The organism is Microbacterium sp. M4A5_1d (assembly GCF_053345465.1).
This window is the reverse complement of record NZ_JBKFAD010000001.1, coordinates 1656182-1674326: the sequence shown is the minus strand read 5'-3', so window position 1 is coordinate 1674326 and position 18145 is coordinate 1656182. Positions and strand designations below refer to the sequence as shown.

At 69.3% G+C, this 18145-nt stretch carries 9 protein-coding genes; 5 read left to right on the top strand and 4 right to left on the bottom strand.

Annotation, left to right across the window (positions count from 1 at the left end):
- Window positions 1–12: 12 nt before the first annotated feature.
- The 4 genes from ACLBWJ_RS07980 to ACLBWJ_RS07965 are packed head-to-tail and all read right to left on the bottom strand — an operon-like array spanning window position 13 to window position 5318.
- Window positions 13–927: a carbohydrate ABC transporter permease gene (locus ACLBWJ_RS07980; protein ID WP_114588969.1), complete on the bottom strand. Its 915-nt coding sequence runs from the start codon at window positions 925–927 to the stop codon at window positions 13–15.
- Complete coding sequence (locus ACLBWJ_RS07975; RefSeq protein ID WP_274178156.1) at window positions 927–1820, bottom strand: carbohydrate ABC transporter permease; 894 nt, start codon at window positions 1818–1820, stop codon at window positions 927–929. Before ACLBWJ_RS07975 ends, ACLBWJ_RS07980 begins: the two co-directional genes overlap by 1 nt.
- Window position 1821: 1 nt before the next feature.
- On the bottom strand, window positions 1822–3108 hold the full coding sequence (locus ACLBWJ_RS07970; RefSeq protein WP_274178157.1) for an ABC transporter substrate-binding protein: 1287 nt from the start codon (window positions 3106–3108) through the stop codon (window positions 1822–1824).
- A 35-nt stretch (window positions 3109–3143) separates the two neighbouring features.
- Window positions 3144–5318 (bottom strand): alpha-galactosidase, encoded by a 2175-nt coding sequence (locus tag ACLBWJ_RS07965; protein ID WP_447660052.1) that lies wholly within the window; start codon window positions 5316–5318, stop codon window positions 3144–3146.
- Between the two features lie 115 nt (window positions 5319–5433).
- On the opposite strand from ACLBWJ_RS07965, the gene ACLBWJ_RS07960 reads away from it, so the two are divergent.
- From ACLBWJ_RS07960 to ACLBWJ_RS07940, 5 genes are all read left to right on the top strand, one after another.
- Complete coding sequence (locus tag ACLBWJ_RS07960) at window positions 5434–6549, top strand: ROK family transcriptional regulator (RefSeq protein ID WP_323987052.1); 1116 nt, start codon at window positions 5434–5436, stop codon at window positions 6547–6549.
- Window positions 6550–6703: 154 nt separating this feature from the next.
- A complete protein-coding gene (locus ACLBWJ_RS07955) occupies window positions 6704–8824 on the top strand; it encodes an acyl-CoA dehydrogenase family protein (RefSeq protein WP_447660051.1) in 2121 nt (706 codons plus the stop codon).
- A 58-nt stretch (window positions 8825–8882) separates the two neighbouring features.
- Window positions 8883–9530 carry a DNA-3-methyladenine glycosylase I gene (locus tag ACLBWJ_RS07950; protein ID WP_112615889.1) on the top strand — a complete coding sequence of 216 codons (648 nt, stop codon included), beginning with the start codon at window positions 8883–8885 and terminating at the stop codon, window positions 9528–9530.
- A complete protein-coding gene (locus ACLBWJ_RS07945) occupies window positions 9511–11886 on the top strand; it encodes an ATP-binding cassette domain-containing protein (RefSeq protein ID WP_447660049.1) in 2376 nt (791 codons plus the stop codon). Before ACLBWJ_RS07950 ends, ACLBWJ_RS07945 begins: the two co-directional genes overlap by 20 nt.
- Window positions 11887–12037: 151 nt before the next feature.
- A complete protein-coding gene (locus ACLBWJ_RS07940) occupies window positions 12038–18109 on the top strand; it encodes an Ig-like domain-containing protein (protein ID WP_447660048.1) in 6072 nt (2023 codons plus the stop codon).
- Window positions 18110–18145: the final 36 nt, after the last annotated feature.

The following is an 18145-nucleotide window of genomic DNA, read 5'->3' as shown; positions in this document are numbered from 1 at the left end:
CTCCCGCCGCGGCTACTTGATCGAGCCGCGCATCACCCCGGAGATCACCCAGCGCTGCGAGAAGATGTAGATGATCAGCAGCGGCGCCATCGCCATGAGGTACGAGGCGAAGGCCACGGTGTAGTCGGTGTTGTACTGCCCCTGGAACACGTACTGCGCGAGCGACAGCGTGCGGTCTGAGGGCGATGTCAGCACGACCAGCGGCATGATGAAGTCGTTCCAGGCCCAGACGCACGTCAGGATGCCGACGGTGGCGTTCATCGGCATGAGCAGCGGAAAGACGATTTGCCGGAACACGCGCCACGTCGAGGCGCCGTCCATCCGCGCCGCCTCTTCGAGCTCGATGGGGATCGAGCGGATGAACGCGGTGTAGATGAAGATGTTCAGACTCAGGCCGTAGATCGTGTAGAGGACGATCATGCCGCCGGGGTTGTCGAGCCCGAGCAGCGACGTCTGCTTCACCAGGGGCAGCATGATGATCGGGAACGGCACGAACAGCGCGGCCAGCAGGTAGTAGAACACGCCCTTGAAGAACGGGCGGTGCAGGTTTCGGGCGAGCGCGTAGGCGACCAGCGAGCTCGTGAACAGTGTGAACACGACCGAGCCCACGGTGATGATGGCGGTGTTCAGCAGCGCCTGCGGGAAGTCGGTGCGCTCCCACGCGACGGCGAAGTTGTCCCAGTTGATCGGCCACGGCAGCTCGAACCCGGTGCCGTCGGCGAGCTGCGCCGGCGTCTTGAGGGCGACGGCGACGGCGAGGTACAGCGGGATGATGACCGTGAGCGAGCACACCGCGATGAGCGCGGTCGCCCACCAGTTCGTGGGGCGGGTGTCTCCGGGGTCGCCACCGCCGCGACGACGGCGGGGGACGACGACGGCGGTGGTGGCGGGGCCGGCCTCGACCGGGGTGGAGGTGGAGCTGGACATCAGAAGTCGGCCTCTCTGCGCTGAAGGACCCGGAATTGGAGCAGCGAAACGATCGTGATGACGATGAAGAAGATCACGGCGTTGGCGGTCTGGTAGGCGAACTCGCCGCCCGTGAAGCCGCCGCGGAAGATCAGCATCGTCACCGACTCGGTCGAGGTTCCCGGGCCGCCGTTGGTGAGGGCGATGATCGGGTCGAACACCTGCAGAAAGCCCTTCAGGCTGAGCACGACGTTGATGGTGAAGAAGGCGCTGATCAGGGGGAAGGTGATCGAGCGGAACTGGCGGGCCGGGGTGGCGCCGTCGATGGATGCCGCCTCGTAGATGTCGGCGGGGATGGTCTGCAGCCCCGCCAGGTAGATGATGATCGAGAAGGCGCAGGCCTGCCAGACAGCCAGCACGACGATCGCCGTCCACGCCCAGTCGGGGTTGGTGAGGATGTTGTCGCGGAACAGCGGGATGCCCGCGAGGATCTTCGGCAGCGAGTTCGAGAACACGAACTGGAACACGTAGCCCACGACCAGCACCGCGAGGATGTACGGCACGAAGTACACGCCGCGCCAGAAGTTCCGGGCTCGGATCTTGGCGTTGAGGCCGAGCGCGATCGCGAGCGAGATGGCGTTGGTGAGCACCGTGGCCACGATCGCGAACAGGAACGAGAAGGTGTAGGCCTGCAGGACGCGGTCGTCTCGGAAGATGTTGACGTAATTCGCGATGCCGACGAAGTCCCACGTGCCGTAGCCGGCATAGTTCGTAAAGCTGAAGAACACGCCGATGATGACCGGCAGGGTGTGGAACGCGGCGAACGCGATGACGGCGGGCCACACGAACCAGTAGTAGGCGCGGGGAGCGAGCTTCGATCGCGAGCGCGGGGCGGGGGCGACGGTGGTGGCCATCTCAGTCCTCCTCGACCGGGGTGATGGTGCGGGCGGCGACCTTGCGCCACTCGTTGTCGAGGGTGCGCAGGGCCCCGTCGACGTCGCCGTCGTAGAGGAACTGCTGCACGATGCCCGTCAGCGGAATGGCCGTCGGCACCTGGTGGTCGATGAAGCCGGTGATCCGGCCGCTGTCGAAGTAGGGCGCGATCGACTCGAGGGCCGGGTCGTCGCCCAGTTCGGCGCCGACGACGGACGGCACCATGGTCTGGGCTGCTGCGAACCGCTCGATCACATCCGGGCGGAAGAGGAACTCGATGAAGCGCAGCGCCTCTTCTTTGCGCGGGGTGTCGCGAGCCATCGTCACCGTCACGTCCACACCCGATACGAGCATGCGGTCGTCGGGGCTTTCGGGCACCGGGTAGGGGAAGATTGCCGCGTCGATGTCGGGATTGACGGCCTTGACCGGGCTGAGGGCCCAGATGCCCTGCAGCATCATCGCGGCACCGCCCCGCGCGAACAGCGCCGTGCTGTCGTCGTACGAGGCCCCGCGGTAGCCCTCCTGCGAATACGCGAACAGCTGCGCCTGACGCTCCATGATCTCGGGGAAGTCCTGCTCGAACGACACCGGAGCGTCCGGGCCGACGTTCTCGCCCTCCGAGCGCATCGCGTCGAAGAAGCCGTCCTGCGCGGCGTACGCGCCGATGCCGTTCCACGACGGCATGGCGGTCCAGTTCTCGGCGAGCGAGGTGGCGAACGGCGGGATGCCGCGCTCGACGAGCGTGTCGCACAGCGCGATCAGTTCGTCCCACGTCTCGGGCACCTCGAGGCCCTGCTCGGCGAAGATGGCGCGGTTGTAGATGATCCCGTTGGCGTTGTTGACGTAGCCGAGGCTGTTGACCTCGCCGGGGGCGTTGCCGAGCTGCTCGAGGATCTGCTGCACCCCGGGGTTGATCGTGTCGAGCACAGGTTCGTCCGAGAAGTCGTAGAAGACCCCGGCCTCGGCGAGCTTGCCGAAGTTCCCGTTGCCGTTGAGTGTGATGACGTCGGGCGTGCGGTTCTTCACGAGCAGCGTCCGGATCAGCGTCTCGGCATCGGCGACCTGGTTCTGGACCACCCGGATGTCGGGGTTCTCGGCCTCGAACTGCGCGATGATCTCGGTGAAGTCCTCGAGGGCTTCTCCCTTGAACTGGAAGAAGTCGATCGTCGTCACCCCGTTGCCGGGGTTCGCCGCGCATCCGCCGGCTCCGATCATCAGGGCGGTGAGCCCGACGACGGCGGCGGCGGTGCGGATGGTTCGTCTTCTCATGGGGCGCGCCTCCTTGCGCTGGGGGGATGGGTCGGTCAGGCCGGGGTGATCTCGACGACGACGGCCTGCTGCGGGTTCTGCACGGGGGGACGCACCCCCGTCACGGCGAGCTGGCGTCCGGTGAGCACCGTGTCGTGGTGCGCCCAGTCCAGCGGCGACTGCGCCGGGGTCTGCACGAGGCCGCACGGAGTGATGAGTCGCACGCGGTACTCCGTCGCGTCGTCGAGTCCCGGCAACCGGACGCGGCCGGCGGGCGAGGAGATGAGCGTCTGCGTCTGGGCGATCGTGAAGAACGCCGCGTCCCGGTCGGCGCCGACGACGCCGCGCACGTCGAGCCCCGGGTCGGTGACGTCGACGTTGACGAGCCGCCCGGTCGCGACGAGCGGGCGTACGCGTTTGGCGAGAGCCACCCACTCCGCGACCGCGACCGCGTCGGCATCCGAGATCGTCGTGACGTCCCACTCGATCCCGAAGTGTCCGAACAGGGCGACGGCGCCGCTCAGGGCGAGCGACACGGTGCGCCCCGTCGAGTGCACATGGGGCGTGGTCAGGTGCATGCCCATCATCTCGGGCGGCACCACGAGGGCGGTGTAGCGCTGGATCTCGAGGCGCTCGACGGGGTCGAGGCAGTCGCTGGTCCAGATCCGGTCGGTGCGGTCGAGGATGCCCAGGTCGGTGCGGGCGCCACCCGACGCGCAGCTCTCGATCTCGAGCCCCGGGTGGGTCGCCTTGAGCTCGTCGATCAGCCGGTACACGGCGAGGGTATGCGCGTGCACCTGGCGTGCGCCTCCCGGACCGGATGCCGCGTCGACGAGGTCTCGGTTGTGGTCCCACTTGATGTAGGCGATGGGGTACTCGGCGAGGATCGCGTGGATGCGCTCGGAGATGTAGTCGTAGGCGCCCGGATGCGCGAGGTTGAGCACCTGCTGCTGGCGGGCCGAGGGTGGCAGTCCGGCGCGCCCGCGGAACAGCCATTCCGGATGCTGCCGCGCGAGGTCGCTGTCAGGGTTGACCATCTCGGGCTCGAACCACAGGCCGAACTCCATGCCGCGGGCGACGACGTGGTCGGCGAGGGGGTGCAGTCCCTGCGGCCACACGGTGTCGTCGACGTACCAGTCGCCGAGTCCGGCCGTGTCGTCGCGGCGCAGCCGGAACCAGCCGTCGTCGAGCACGTACCGCTCGACGCCGAGCTCGGCGGCCCGGTCGGCGAGCGCGAGGAGCTTCTCGAGCGAGTGGTCGAAGTAGACCGCCTCCCACGTGTTCAGGGTCACGGGGCGCGGACGGTGCGGGTGCTGCGGGCGGGCACGCACGCCGGCGTGGAACCGCGCCGCGAGCTCGTCGAGGCCGTCGCCCCACGACCCGAGGAGCTCGGGCGAGGCGATCTCCTCGCCCGGGGCCAGGATGATCTCGCCGGGTCCGTAGAGCTCGCCGCCGGCGAGGAAGACATCGCCCGTCGGGGTGCGCTCGGCAAGCAGTCGCTGGTTGCCGCTCCACGCGACGTGTGCGCCGTGCACGCGCCCGTGCTCGAAGCCGAAGCCGCGGCGTCCGGCGGCCAGGAGCAGCGTGGCGTCGGCGCCGGGACGGCCGCGCCGGCTCTCGCGCACGTGCGATCCGAAGGTGAGATCGTGGCGCTGGGCGGAGCGCTCGCGCAGGTGTCGCCCCGTCGTGTCGAGGATCTCGGCGGCATCCCACGGCAACGGCAACATCGCCTGCAGCGTCAGCACCGTGTACGGGGTCGAGCCGGTGTTGCGCAGGGTGAGGCGGCCGCGCAGCAGCCCGCCGGCGCCGACCGAGAGATCGACCCGCAGGGCCAACCCGGCCTCGTCGTCGGCCAGGTCGACGCGCATTGCGTCTGTGTTCACGACGGCGTCGCGCAGAGTGAACAGGGCGCTCGCGCCGCGGCCGTCGCGGTGTCCTTCCACGGCGGGGGTCTCGAGCCAGCCGGATGCCTCGGTCGGGGCGAGGGTCAGTCGGGCCGTCGTGTCGAGGCCGCCCGAGACGCGTTGCTGCCGCGCCGCGATCGCGAGCGACTGCAGCGTGCGTTCCGAGGCGTCGCCGAGGTCTTCGCCCCAGTGCACGATCGCAGGATGCGGCTGTGCCGCGAGGTCGACGACGACGCTCGTGCCGTCGCGGCGCAGGTGGGCGACCGCGCCGACCGGTGCCGTCGTGTCGGTCGGATCGTGAAGGACATCGTTGTCGGAATCGGCCATGGGGTTAGTTCTACCATGAAAATAAAGGATCACCCAGCGCGATGATTCGACGCCATTTGCGCCAGCCAGCACCCACTTTTGTGTCACACTGGAACCAACTCGATAAGGGGTGACGATGAGCGACAACGAAGCCGCCCTGGCCCGCGCCGTCCTCATTCACGGTCCGCTGTCGCGACGCGAGCTCACGACGCGACTCGGTCTGTCGCCGGCGAGCCTGACCCGGCTCGCCAAACCGCTGCTGGACAGCGGCCTGCTCGTCGAGCTCGACGACATCTCCGACGGCTCGATCGGCCGACCGTCGCGCCCGCTCGACATCGCCCCGAACTCGGGCTGCTTCATCGGCATGAAGCTCACCGGCGACGGCCTGTACGCCGTGCGTACCGACATCCGTGCCGACCTTCTCGCCGAACACGAGCGACCCATCCCCGATCGCGATCCGGATGCCGTCGTCGGCGAGGTCGCCGCGGCCGTTACGGCGCTCGGCGCTGACGGCCTCGTCGGCGTGGGTCTCGGGCTCGGCGGCAACGTCCACGACGGCGTCGTGCGCCACGCGCCGTTCCTCGGGTGGGGCGAGGTCGACCTCGGCGCGCGTTTGGAACAGGCGATCGGCGCGCCCGTGACGGTCGAGAACGACCTCGTCGCCCTCACCGAGGCCGAGCGGTGGTTCGGCGCCGGTCGCGGTCTGCCGGGGTTCATCACGATCACGATCGGCGCCGGCGTCGGCTATGGCCTCGTCGTCGGCGGTCGGGTCGTGCGCACGCTCGACGCCATCGTCGGCACCGGCGGGCATCTGCCGCTCGATCCCTATGGTCCGTTGTGCTCCGAGGGGCACCGCGGCTGCTCGCAGGCGATGCTCTCGTCGGGGTCGATCGCAGCGCAGGTCTCGGCGGCACTCGGCCGGCCCGTCGACTACGACGAGACGCTGCGGCTCGCCAGTGCGGGAGAGCCCGCGGCGCGCGCCGTGGTCGCCGGCGCCGGTATCGCTCTCGGCCGGATGATCGCGCTCGCGGCGAACCTCTCGCTGCAGGCGGACGTCGTCCTCGCGGGCGAAGGTATCGGCTTGTTCGCGCTCGCCGAGACCGAGATCCGCGACGCGATCCGCGCGGGGCGGTCCGCGGATGCCGCCGAGATCACGATCCACGTCGACGAGACGGGCTTCCGAGCGTGGGCCCGGGGCGCGGCGGCGGTGGCGATCCAGTCCGCGATGGCGCGGATGCAGGGCGCGCGCTGATCGCAGAGGCGAGCGTGGATGTCGCCGTCGCACAATGCGGGTCGCCGACGTACCGGCATCCGGTTGTGCTGACCGACCAACTCGCTTGGCGAGGCGTTGTGGAAGTCCTACCGTGAATACTGACTCCGATCCTTCCGACGTCGAAAGGCACGCGATGACCGACGCCGCTGTTCGTCCCCACAAGCCCGCAACCGCAGACCGCACCCCCGCCGGGGGAGCCCCGACCGCGCCCCATACCGCGGAGGAGGCGCACGAGGCGCGCATCGACATCGACGCGGTCACCGACATGCTGCTCGGAACCTGGGCGGCGACGCGGCGCGAGGCACGCGAGATGATCAAAGATCCCGTGTTCTGGCAGATCCCGGGCGAGCCGATGGCCGAGCACCGCGAACGCGTGCTCACGCAGCTCCACCTGCTCGTCGAACGCGGCGCCTCCGGACGCGGCTACCCCAAGGAGTACGGCGGCGACGGCGACAACGGTGCGAACCTCGCCGGCTTCCAGGAGCTCGTGCTGGCCGACCCCAGCCTGCAGATCAAATCCGGCGTGCAGTGGGGCCTCTTCGGCTCGGCCATCCACCAGCTCGGCACGAAGCCCCACCACGACGCCTGGCTGCGCGACGCGATGGAGATGCGCCTGCCGGGCGCGTTCGCGATGACCGAGACCGGGCACGGATCGGATGTCGCGGCCATCGGCACGACCGCCACGTACGACCCCGAGACCGAGGAGTTCGTCATCCACACGCCGTTCCGCGGTGCGTGGAAGGACTACCTGGGCAACGCGGCGGTGCACGGCAAGGCTGCCACCCTCTTCGCTCAGCTGATCACGGGCGGCGTGAACTACGGCGTCCACTGCTTCTTCGTGCCGCTCCGCGACGACGAGGGCAACTTCCTGGCCGGTGTCGGCGGCGAGGACGACGGCGTCAAGGGCGGGCTCAACGGCATCGACAACGGCCGTCTCCACTTCGATCACGTCCGTATCCCGCGCACGAACCTGCTCAACCGGTACGGCGACGTCGCTGCGGACGGCACCTACAGCTCCGACATCGCGAGCCCCGGCCGCCGGTTCTTCACGATGCTCGGCGCCCTCGTGCAGGGGCGTGTATCGCTCGACGGCTCCGCCACGACCGCCTCGGCGCTCGCGGAGTACATCGCCGTGACGTACGCCAACCAGCGTCGTCAGTTCGACTCCGGTGCCGGCACCGACGAGGTCACCCTGCTCGACTACGGCCGGCATCAGCGCCGCCTGCTGCCGCGCATCGCGCAGACCTACGCGCAGTACTTCTCGCACGACGAGCTGCTGCAGTCCTTCGACGGCGTGTTCTCGGGGCGCACCGACACCCCGGAGGGGCGCGAGAACCTCGAGACGCTCGCCGCCGCCCTCAAGCCGCTGTCGACGTGGCATGCGCTCGACACGATCCAGGAGTGCCGTGAGGCGTGCGGAGGCCAGGGCTTCCTTGCCGAGAACCGCATGGTCGACCTGCACCACGACCTCGATGTCTTCGCCACCTTCGAGGGCGACAACAACGTGCTCCTGCAGCTGGTGGGCAAGCGTCTGCTCAGCGACTACGCGAAGCAGTTCAAGGGAGCCGACGCGAAGGCGCTCGCGAAGTTCGCCGCCGTCTCCACCGCCGAGCGCGTGTTCCACGGTGCCGGGCTGCGTCGGCTCGGTCAGTCGGTCGCCGACTTCGGGCAGACGGCACGATCGGTGCAGCTCGGGCTGCGGGCAGAGCAGCAGCACGAGCTGCTGACGGGCCGGGTCGAGCAGATGATCGCCGACATCGCCGCCGCGCTGCGGCCCGCATCGAAGATGTCGCAGCAGGATGCCGCTGCCGTCTTCAACCAGCACCAGTCGGAGCTGATCGAGGCCGCCCGCGCTCACGGTGAGCTCCTCCAGTGGGAAGCGTTCGCACAGGGTGTCGAGCGCATCGAAGACGAGGGCACCCGCCAGGTGCTCGTGTGGCTGCGCGACCTATTCGGTCTGACCCTCATCGAGCGGCATCTCGCGTGGTACCTCATCAACGGTCGCCTCTCGACCCAGCGCGCGGCGGCCGTCACGAGCTACATCGACCGGCTGTGCGCGCGTCTGCGCCCGCATGCCCAGGACCTCGTCGACGCCTTCGGCTTCGCGCCCGAGCACGTCCGCGCGCCCATCGCGTCGGGCGCGGAGGCGGAGCGGCAGCGCGAGGCACGCGAGTACTTCGCCGACCTCGCCGCGTCGGGTACCGCGCCCGTCTCGGAGAAGACGCTCGCGAAGTCGGGCAAGCGCGGCTCGTGAGACCGGCTGCGGCGGTGGCGAACCGCCGCATGTCGGCGGCGCTCGCTAGCCTGGCGGAATGGCGCTCGACCTCATCACCGGACCCGACGGCCTGGACCGATGCGGCTGGGTGGGCGATGACGTCGAGTACCGGCGCTACCACGACGAAGAATGGGGGCGCCCGCTCCACGGCGACCGCGCGCTGTTCGAGAAGCTGAGCCTCGAGGGGTTCCAGGCGGGGCTCAGCTGGATCACGATCCTGCGCAAACGCCCGCGCTTCCGCGAAGTCTTCGCGGGATTCGAGCCGGTGCGCGTGGCCGCATTCGGCGCCGACGAGATCGCGGCCCTCATGGCGGATGCCGGCATCATCCGCAATCGGGCGAAGATCGAGGCCACCATCTCGAACGCGAGGCTGCTGCTCGGCTTCTCCGACGGCGAGTTCGACGAGCTCATGTGGTCGTTCGCGCCCGAGGCTGACCGGCCACGCCCCGCAACGCTCGCCGACGTGCCCCCGGTGACGGCGGAATCCGAGGCGATGAGCAAGGCCCTGCGGCGCCGCGGGTTCCGGTTCGTCGGGCCGACGACGATGTACGCGCTCATGCAGTCGTCCGGCATGGTCGACGACCACGTCGTCGGATGCCACCGAGCTCTCGCCCTCGACGACACGAAGCCCCACAATGGGGAGGTTCGTACCGAGAGGATGTCCGATGGCCGCCGCATCCGCTGAGAACGCCGCCGATTCGCACGAGCTCATCCGCGTCCGCGGTGCGCGTGAGAACAATCTGAACGGTGTCGACGTCGACATCCCGAAACGACGGCTGACCGTCTTCACGGGCGTGAGCGGTTCCGGCAAGTCCTCGCTCGTCTTCAGCACGATCGCCGCCGAGTCGCGGCGTCTCATCAACGAGACCTACCCGACCTTCGTCCAGCAGTTCATGGCGCAGATCGGGCGCCCCGATGTCGACGCGCTCGAGAACATCAGCCCGGCGATCATCGTCGATCAGGAGCGGATGGGCGCGAACGCCCGCTCGACGGTCGGCACGGCGACCGACGTGCATGCCATGCTGCGCGTGCTGTTCAGTCGTATCGGCCAGCCGTTCGTCGGGTCGCCGCAGGCGTTCTCGTTCAACGTGCCGTCGGTGTCGGGTGCCGGCGAGATCATGATCGCCGTCGGAGGCGAGGAAGGCCGTGCGGAACGCCGGTCGTTCCAGGTGACGGGCGGCATGTGCCCCGACTGCGAAGGGCTCGGCGAGGTCAGCGACATCGACATCGATGAGCTGGTCGACCGGTCGAAGTCTCTCAATGACGGCGCCATCCGGGTTCCGGGCTACAGCGCCGACGGCTGGATGGTGCGCGGGTACAGCGAATCGGGACTGCTCGATCCCGACAAGCCGATCGCCGACTACTCGGATACCGAGCTCGAGGACTTCCTCTACAAAGAGCCCACCAAGGTCAAGATCCAGAGCATCAACATGACCTATGAGGGACTCGTCCCGCGGGTCACGAAGTCGATGCTGCAGAAGGACCGCGAGTCGCTGCAGCCCCACGTCCGGGCGTTCGTCGAGCGGGCGGTGAAGTTCATGCCCTGCCCGGCATGCGGGGGGACGCGGCTCAACGACGGGGCACGTTCGGCGAGGATCGCCGGAGTGAACATCGCCGATGCCGCGGCGATGCAGATCACCGACCTCGCCGATTGGCTCCGCTCGATAGACGACCCCTCCGTCGAGCCGTTGCTCGCGGGACTGCGTGCCACCGTGCAGTCGTTCATCGACATCGGCCTCGGCTATCTCTCGCTCGACCGCTCCTCGGGAACACTCTCGGGCGGCGAGGCCCAGCGAACGAAGATGATCCGGCATCTCGGGTCGAGCCTGACCGACGTCACGTACGTCTTCGACGAGCCGACAGCCGGTCTTCACCCGCACGACATCCAGCGGATGAACGATCTGCTCCGCGGGCTCCGCGACAAGGGCAATACGGTGCTCGTGGTCGAGCACAAACCCGAGGTCATCGAGGTCGCCGATCACGTCATCGATCTCGGGCCCGGCGCAGGACGGAACGGCGGGAGGATCCAGTTCACGGGATCGGTCGCCGAGCTGCGGGTATCCGGCACGCTGACCGGTCGGCACCTCGACCACCGGGCACAGCTGAAAGCGGCGGTGCGCACGGCGTCCGGCATCCTCGAGATCCGGGGTGCGACCGCCAACAATCTCAAGTCGGTGGACGTCGACATCCCGCTCGGGACTCTCACCGTCGTCACCGGTGTGGCCGGCTCGGGCAAATCGTCGCTCATCCACGGCAGCCTCGCGGGGCGGGACGGGGTGGTCGTCGTCGATCAGTCGCCGATCCGGGGCAACCGGCGCAGCAGTCCGGCGACCTACACGGGCCTGCTCGATCCGATCCGCTCGGCGTTCGCCAAGGCGAACGGGGTCAAGCCCGCTCTCTTCAGCGCCAACTCGCAGGGCGCGTGCCCGGCCTGCAAGGGGCTGGGCGTCATCGTCACGAAGCTCGGCATCACCGCATCCGTCGAGACGGAGTGCGACGTATGCGAGGGGTCGGGATTCAGCCCCGAGGTGCTCCGGTACACCCTCGACGGTCGCACCATCGCCGAGGTGCTCGCCCTGAGCGCGGCAGAGGCCGCCGAGGCGCTTCCGCCGAGGGCGGCGGGAGGAGTCCTGTCGCGCCTGATCGACGTCGGCCTCGGGTACATCACGTTGGGGCAGGCGCTGAGCACCCTCTCGGGCGGAGAACGGCAGCGATTGAAGCTCGCGATCTCGATGGCTACGTCCGGCTCGGTGTACATCCTCGACGAGCCGACGACGGGTCTGCATCTCGCGGATGTCGACAATCTGCTCGCGCTGCTCGACCGGCTCGTCGACGCCGGCAACTCGGTCATCGTCATCGAGCATCATCAGGCCGTCATGGCGCACGCCGATCACATCATCGACATCGGACCGGGTGCCGGGCGCGACGGCGGGCGGGTCGTGTTCGAGGGGACACCGGCCGACCTCGTCGCGGCTGGCGACACCCTCACAGCGGAGCATCTCGGCCGCTACATCGGCACCCGCGCCGGATCGGAGAGATGATGCACACCATCGCGATGGTCGACATGGGGAGAACTCCCCATGTCAACCGACAAATCCGGCACTTCTCCTGACATAGGGTGGTTCCGCAGTTCAACCAGTGCGAGCCCGGAAGCCGGGCCGATCACCGTCGCCCCGGGGGGAGCCGAGCCCAATGACGTCGACCTCGTGGCTGCGGGCACGCCCGCGAACGTTCATCTCCGCCGGTATCGTCACCGTCGCGGCACTGACCATCGGAACCCTCGCGGTCGCCTACGAGGGTGAGCCCACGACCGAGGTCGATCTCCACGACGGCGGCGTGTGGGTGACGAAGCAGTCCAGCTTGCTCGTGGGGCACTACAACAACGAGTCCCGCGTGCTCGACGGCAGCCTGCGCACGACATCCGCCGAGTACGACGTGCTCCAATCCGGTCCCCGCGTCGTCGTGGTCGACGCGGACGGATCGGCGATGTCGGCCGTCGATCCCGCGAAGGTCGTGCTGTCGGGAACCGCTGAGGTGCAGCCGGGCGCGCAGATCGCCCTCGGATCCGACACCGTCTCGGTGCTCGACGCCGCGGGAGACCTGCGCACCGTCCAGTTCGCCGGTGTGAACGGCTTCAGCTTCGAAGGCAACGAGCCGATCGCCGAGCTCGGGGAGAACGCGACGGCGACGGTCGGCACAGACGGCACGATTTATGCCGCGTCCGCGGCCGGCGCGTCGCTGTACGCCTACGCGCCGATCGGCGACGGCACCGTCGCGCAGACCGCCGAGCGGAGCCTCGAGGGCATCGCCGAGGATCACGAGCTGGCCATCACCTCACTCGGGCAGACGCCGTTCGTGCTCGACCGCGAGACCAATGTGCTCTATGGCGGCGACGGCTCGCAGACCGATCTTCCCGCCGATGCGCTGCTGCAGCGTCCGTCCAACTCCGCCGATACCCTCACCGTGAGCACGCGCAGCGCCCTGTTGCGCGTGCAGCCCGGGGGACAGACGACGACGATCGAGGCCGGTGCCGAGGGCACCCCCGCCGACCCCGTCTACGTCGGCGGCTGTGCCTACGGCGCGTGGTCGGGATCGGGAGTCTTCGTCCGCGACTGTGCGAACGACGCCGACGATCTGGTGCAGGAGATCGAGGGCATCGATCCCGCCGCGAAACTGGAGTTCCGCGTGAATCGGGATGTCGTCGTGCTCAACGACGTGTTCGGCGGTGCGGCCTGGCTCGCGAGCGAGAACATGCAGCGCGTCGACAACTGGACCGACATCACCCCGCCGGAAGGCACCGGCGACGAGGAGCAGGAGACGACCGAGGAGACGGTCGAGACCGCCCTGCCCGAGCGGACCGAGGAGAACACGCCGCCGATCGCCGGCGACGACTCGTTCGGTGTGCGCCCCGGTCGCACGACCGTGCTGCCTGTCCTCTTCAACGACACCGATGCCGACGGCGACGTGCTCGTCGCCGAGGCCACGAGCGATCCCGCGTTCGGTGAGATATCGCAGATCCAGAACGGCGGCGCCCTCCAGATCGCCGTGCCCGACGATGCGTCAGGCTCGACGTCGTTCACCTACACCGCCGACGACGGCCGCGGCGGCGAGGCATCCGCGACGGTGCGGCTCTCGGTGCGCGGCGACAACGAGAATTCCCCGCCCGTCCAGCAGCGCGTCACGCCGGTGACGGTCGAGGCCGGCGGCACCACGTCGTACAACGTCCTGAGCGAATGGATCGACCCGGACGGCGACGACATCTTCCTGAAGTCGGTCCAGCCCGACGGCGGCGACGAGGCCGACTTCACGTCCGACGGACAGATCACCTATCGTGCGATCGGCGCGGTGCAGGGCCGCAAGGACGTGCCGATCATCGTCTCGGACGGCACGGATGACGGCGCCGGAGTGCTTCGGATCGACGTCCGTCCTCCCGGGACGACGGTCCCCGTCACCAACGCCGACCACGTCGTGACCCGGGTCGGCCAGTCGGTCACGGTGTCGCCGCTCACCAACGACACGAGCGCGGGGCGCGAGCCGCTGCGCCTGACGCGCGTCGAGGAGGTCGAAGGCGCGACGATCCAGCCCGACTTCGCCGAGCAGACCTTCACCTTCACGTCCGACGTCGTCAACACCTACTACGTCGACTACCTCGTCTCGGCGGGCCCCAACAGCGTCCCTGGACTCGTGCGCGTCGACGTGCTGCCGGCGGCGGACACCAACCTCCCGCCCGTCGCCGTGCGAGACGTCGCGCTGCTGCCGACGGGCGGCGACGTGCTGGTCAACGTCCTCGGCAACGACACCGACCCGGCCGGCGGCATCCTCGTCGTCCAGTCGGTGACCGCCGACCCCGAGGGCGGCGTCACGGCAGCCGTGCTCGGCCACGAGACCGTCCGCATCACCGACCAGGGCTCGCTCAGCGAGCAGACGCGGGTGTCGTACACGATCTCCAACGGCGACCAATCCGCCACGGGCGAGATCGTCGTCATCCCGATCCCGGCGCCCGACCGGCTGCGGCCACCGGTCGCGAACAACGACACGGCGGTCGTGCGCGTCGGCGATGTCGTCACGATCGACGTGCTCGCGAACGACACCCACCCCAACGGCGACACCCTGCATGTGTCTCCCGAGCTCGTTCCGCCGCTCGTCGACGAGGCCGACGGCCAGGTGTTCGTCTCGGAGGACAAGCTCCGGTTCCGTGCCGGTGACGAGCCCAAGACCGTCAACGCCACCTATGAGGCTGTCGACAGCTCGGGTCAGCGTGCCGGTGCGTACGTGACGATCCAGATCCTGCCCCGACAGGACGACGCCAACGCCGCGCCGCGCCCCCGCGACCTCACCGCGCGCACCCTGAGCGGCTCGAAGGTCACGATCCCGGTGCCCCTCGACGGCATCGACGAGGACGGCGACTCCGTCGAGCTGATCGGCATCGCGAGCTCGCCGAGCAAGGGTCGCATCGTCGAGACCGGGTCGAACACCTTCGTCTACGAGGCCTTCGACACGAGCGTCGGCTCCGACTCGTTCACCTACCGGGTGCGCGACCGCCTCGGCAAGGAGGGAACGGCGCGTATCCAGGTCGGCGTCGCGCCGCCCGAGACGACCAATCAGGCGCCGTACGCCGTGAAGGATGCCGTCATCATGCGGCCGGGACGCCAGGTGGCGGTCTCGGTGCTCGAGAACGACTCCGACCCCGACGGCGACCAGTTCGGCTTCGCTGCCGACGCGCTCGAGGTGCCGGACGTCGACGGTCTCGCGGCCGAGGTGTCGGGCGAGCAGATCGTCATCACTGCGCCCGACGTGCCGATGAACACGAGCATCCAGTACACGATCGAGGACGTCCGCGGCCTCACCGCGACGGCCCCCGTGCAGATCACCGTCGACCCCGACGTGCCGCTGCAGCGCCCGATCGCCCGCGACGATCGCGTGCGCGCCGAGGACGTCGACGAGAACGGCGTGGCCGAGGTCGCGGTGCTCGACAACGACGACGACCCCGACGGCACACGCAGTGCGCTGCGCGTGACCCTCGGCGCCGGCGGCGAGAACGCCACCGTGCGCCCCAACGGCACGGTGTCGGTGCCGCTGACCGACGAGCGCCAGCTCATCACCTACTTCATCACCGACGAGGACGAGCTCACCGCGGCCGCCTTCATCCACGTGCCCTCGCTCGCCGAGCTGCCGCCGAGCCTCATCTCGACCGAGCCTCTCGTCGTCCAGAGCGGTGAGACCGTCGAGCTGCCGCTGTCGGAGTACGTGCGCGCCTCGGGCGGACGGGATGTCGTCATCACCGAGGCCGAGAAGGTCACGGCGGCCCACTCCAACGGTGCATCCCTCGTCAAGGACGAGCGGACGCTCGAGTACACCTCCGCTGCCGACTACTTCGGTCAGGACGCCCTGACCTTCGAAGTCACCGACGGTTCGGGGCCCGACGACCCCGAGGGCCGCAAGGCGACCCTGATGATCCCGATCACCGTCACGCCGCCCGACAACCGCCCGCCGAGCATGATCGGCGCGCAGATGGAGGTCGCGCAGGGCGAGGATGCGCGGACCCTCGATCTCGCCGCGCTCGCGACCGACCCCGATCCCGGCGATGCCGAGAAGCTGCGGTTCGCGATCGTCGGCGGCTCGCCCGACGGATTGACCGCGCGCATCGACGGCTCGGTGCTCTCGGTGGAGGCGAGCACGGACGTCGCCAAGGGGACCTCGCTGCCCGTGCAGGTGAGCGTCACCGACGGCGAATCGGACCCGGTGACGGCGACGATCACGGTCACCGTGACCGCCTCGACGCGCCCGCTCGCCACCGCGAACGCCGATGTCATCGAGCAGGCCGACCAGGGTGAGACCATCTCGGTCGCCGTGCTCGACAACGACGTGAACCCGTTCCCCGAGACGCCGCTGAAGGTCGTCGGAGCGTTCACCGAGACCTCGGGAGCCTCGGCGACCGTCGCCGGTGATCGCGTAGAGGTCACCAGCCGCGACGACTTCGTGGGAACCCTCGTCGTGCGGTACCGGATCCAGGACGCGACGGGCGACCCCGACCGTGAGGTCGAGGGCCAGATCCGCATCACCGTCCAGGGGCGTCCGGATGCTCCCGGCAAGCCGACAGTGACGAGCGTCGAGAGCCGCACCGTGGTGATGTCGTGGTCGCCGCCGGTGGACAACGGCGCGTCCATCACCGGGTACACCGTGCGCTCCACGGCCGGTTCGTACACGCGCGAGTGCCGTTCGACGACGTGCACGCTGGACGGACTGACGAACAACGTCGAGTACAACTTCGTGGTCACCGCGACCAACCGCGTCGGCGAGTCCGACCCGTCGCTGCCGTCCGAGACCGCGCGTCCCGATCAGCGGCCCGACACGCCGAACCCGCCGAGCCTGGCCTTCGGCGACCGCAGCCTCGACGTGTCGTGGACGGTTCCGCGCACCGAGGGCTCGCCCGTCGAGAGCTACAGCCTGCAGATCTCGCCCGCACCGCCGTCCGGGGTCGCCGAGAAGACCGGCGTGACCGGTACCCGCATCACGTGGGACGGGCTGCAGAACGGCGTCCAGTACCAGGTGCGCGTCCGAGCCCACAACCGTGCGCCCGAGCCGTCGAGCTGGAGCGTCTGGTCGCAGGCGATGGTGCCCGCCGGCAAGCCGGACGCTCCTGGAGCACCGTCGACGCAGCGCCTCAACCCGGTCGGCAATCGCTCGCAGATGCAGGTGAGCTGGAACCAGCCGGCGAACAACGGCGACGCGATCGCGGGATACCAGCTTCAGGTCCGCCGCGGCGGGGCGACCGTCGACACCATCAGCGTGCCCGCCGGTCAGACGAGCCAGGCCGTGACCGTCGACACCTCGACGACCGACTACACGTTCGTCGTCCGCGCCCAGAACAAGGCGGGCTGGGGCGAGTGGAGTGCGGCATCCGCGCCTCGACGCGCCTTCACGCCTCCCGGCGCCCCGACCGGCATCAGCGCGAGCGAAGGCGACAACCGCGTCACCGTCTCGTGGACGGCCGGGCCGCTCAACGGCGCGAACCCGGGCGAGGTCAGCTACCAGTACTCCGTCAACAACGGCGGCTGGCGCAACGACTGGATCGGCGGCGGCAACGGCGGATCGGGCACGATCGGCAACGGTCAGGTCAACAACAACGGCACCTACACGGTGCGCGTTCGTGCCGTCGCCACGGCCGACGGATCGCGGTACGAGGGCGAGCCCTCGGCGGCATCCAACCAGGTCGCGCCGTACGGCCAGATCGGTAACCCGTCGGCCAACGCCAGCCGCGACGGCAACCGCGTCACGCTGTCGTGGTCGTCGCCCGCCCGCAACGGTCGCGACATCACCACGGAGATCAGCGTGAACGGCGGCGGCTGGCAGCGCGTCGACGCGAGCGGATCGCGCTCGCAGGGCGACGTCGGCTACAGCAGCACGCAGTCCATCCGGGTGCGTGTGAGCGCCGCCGGCAGCGAGGCGCGTGAAGCCTCCGCGAGCGTGACGACGCCGAACCCCCCGCCCCCGCCGCAGCCGCGCGCTTCGGTCGAGAAGGGATCCCCCGTCGGCGGCTGCGTGAACGGCTGCTTCCACCTGAAGCTGAACACGCAGGACTTCCCGGCGGGCAACTACCGCATCGACTGCTACGACGGCAACCGGAAGTTCAACACCTACCCGTCGTCGTACAACGTCCCGGCCAACGGCTCGATCCAGCTGGACTGCTGGATCGGGGCCGACGGACGCGACATCTCCGCCGAGATCATCGGCTGGGGACGAACCGGCACGACGCGCTGGTAGTCCCCGCATCCGCCCCCGGCATCCACTCATCACGAG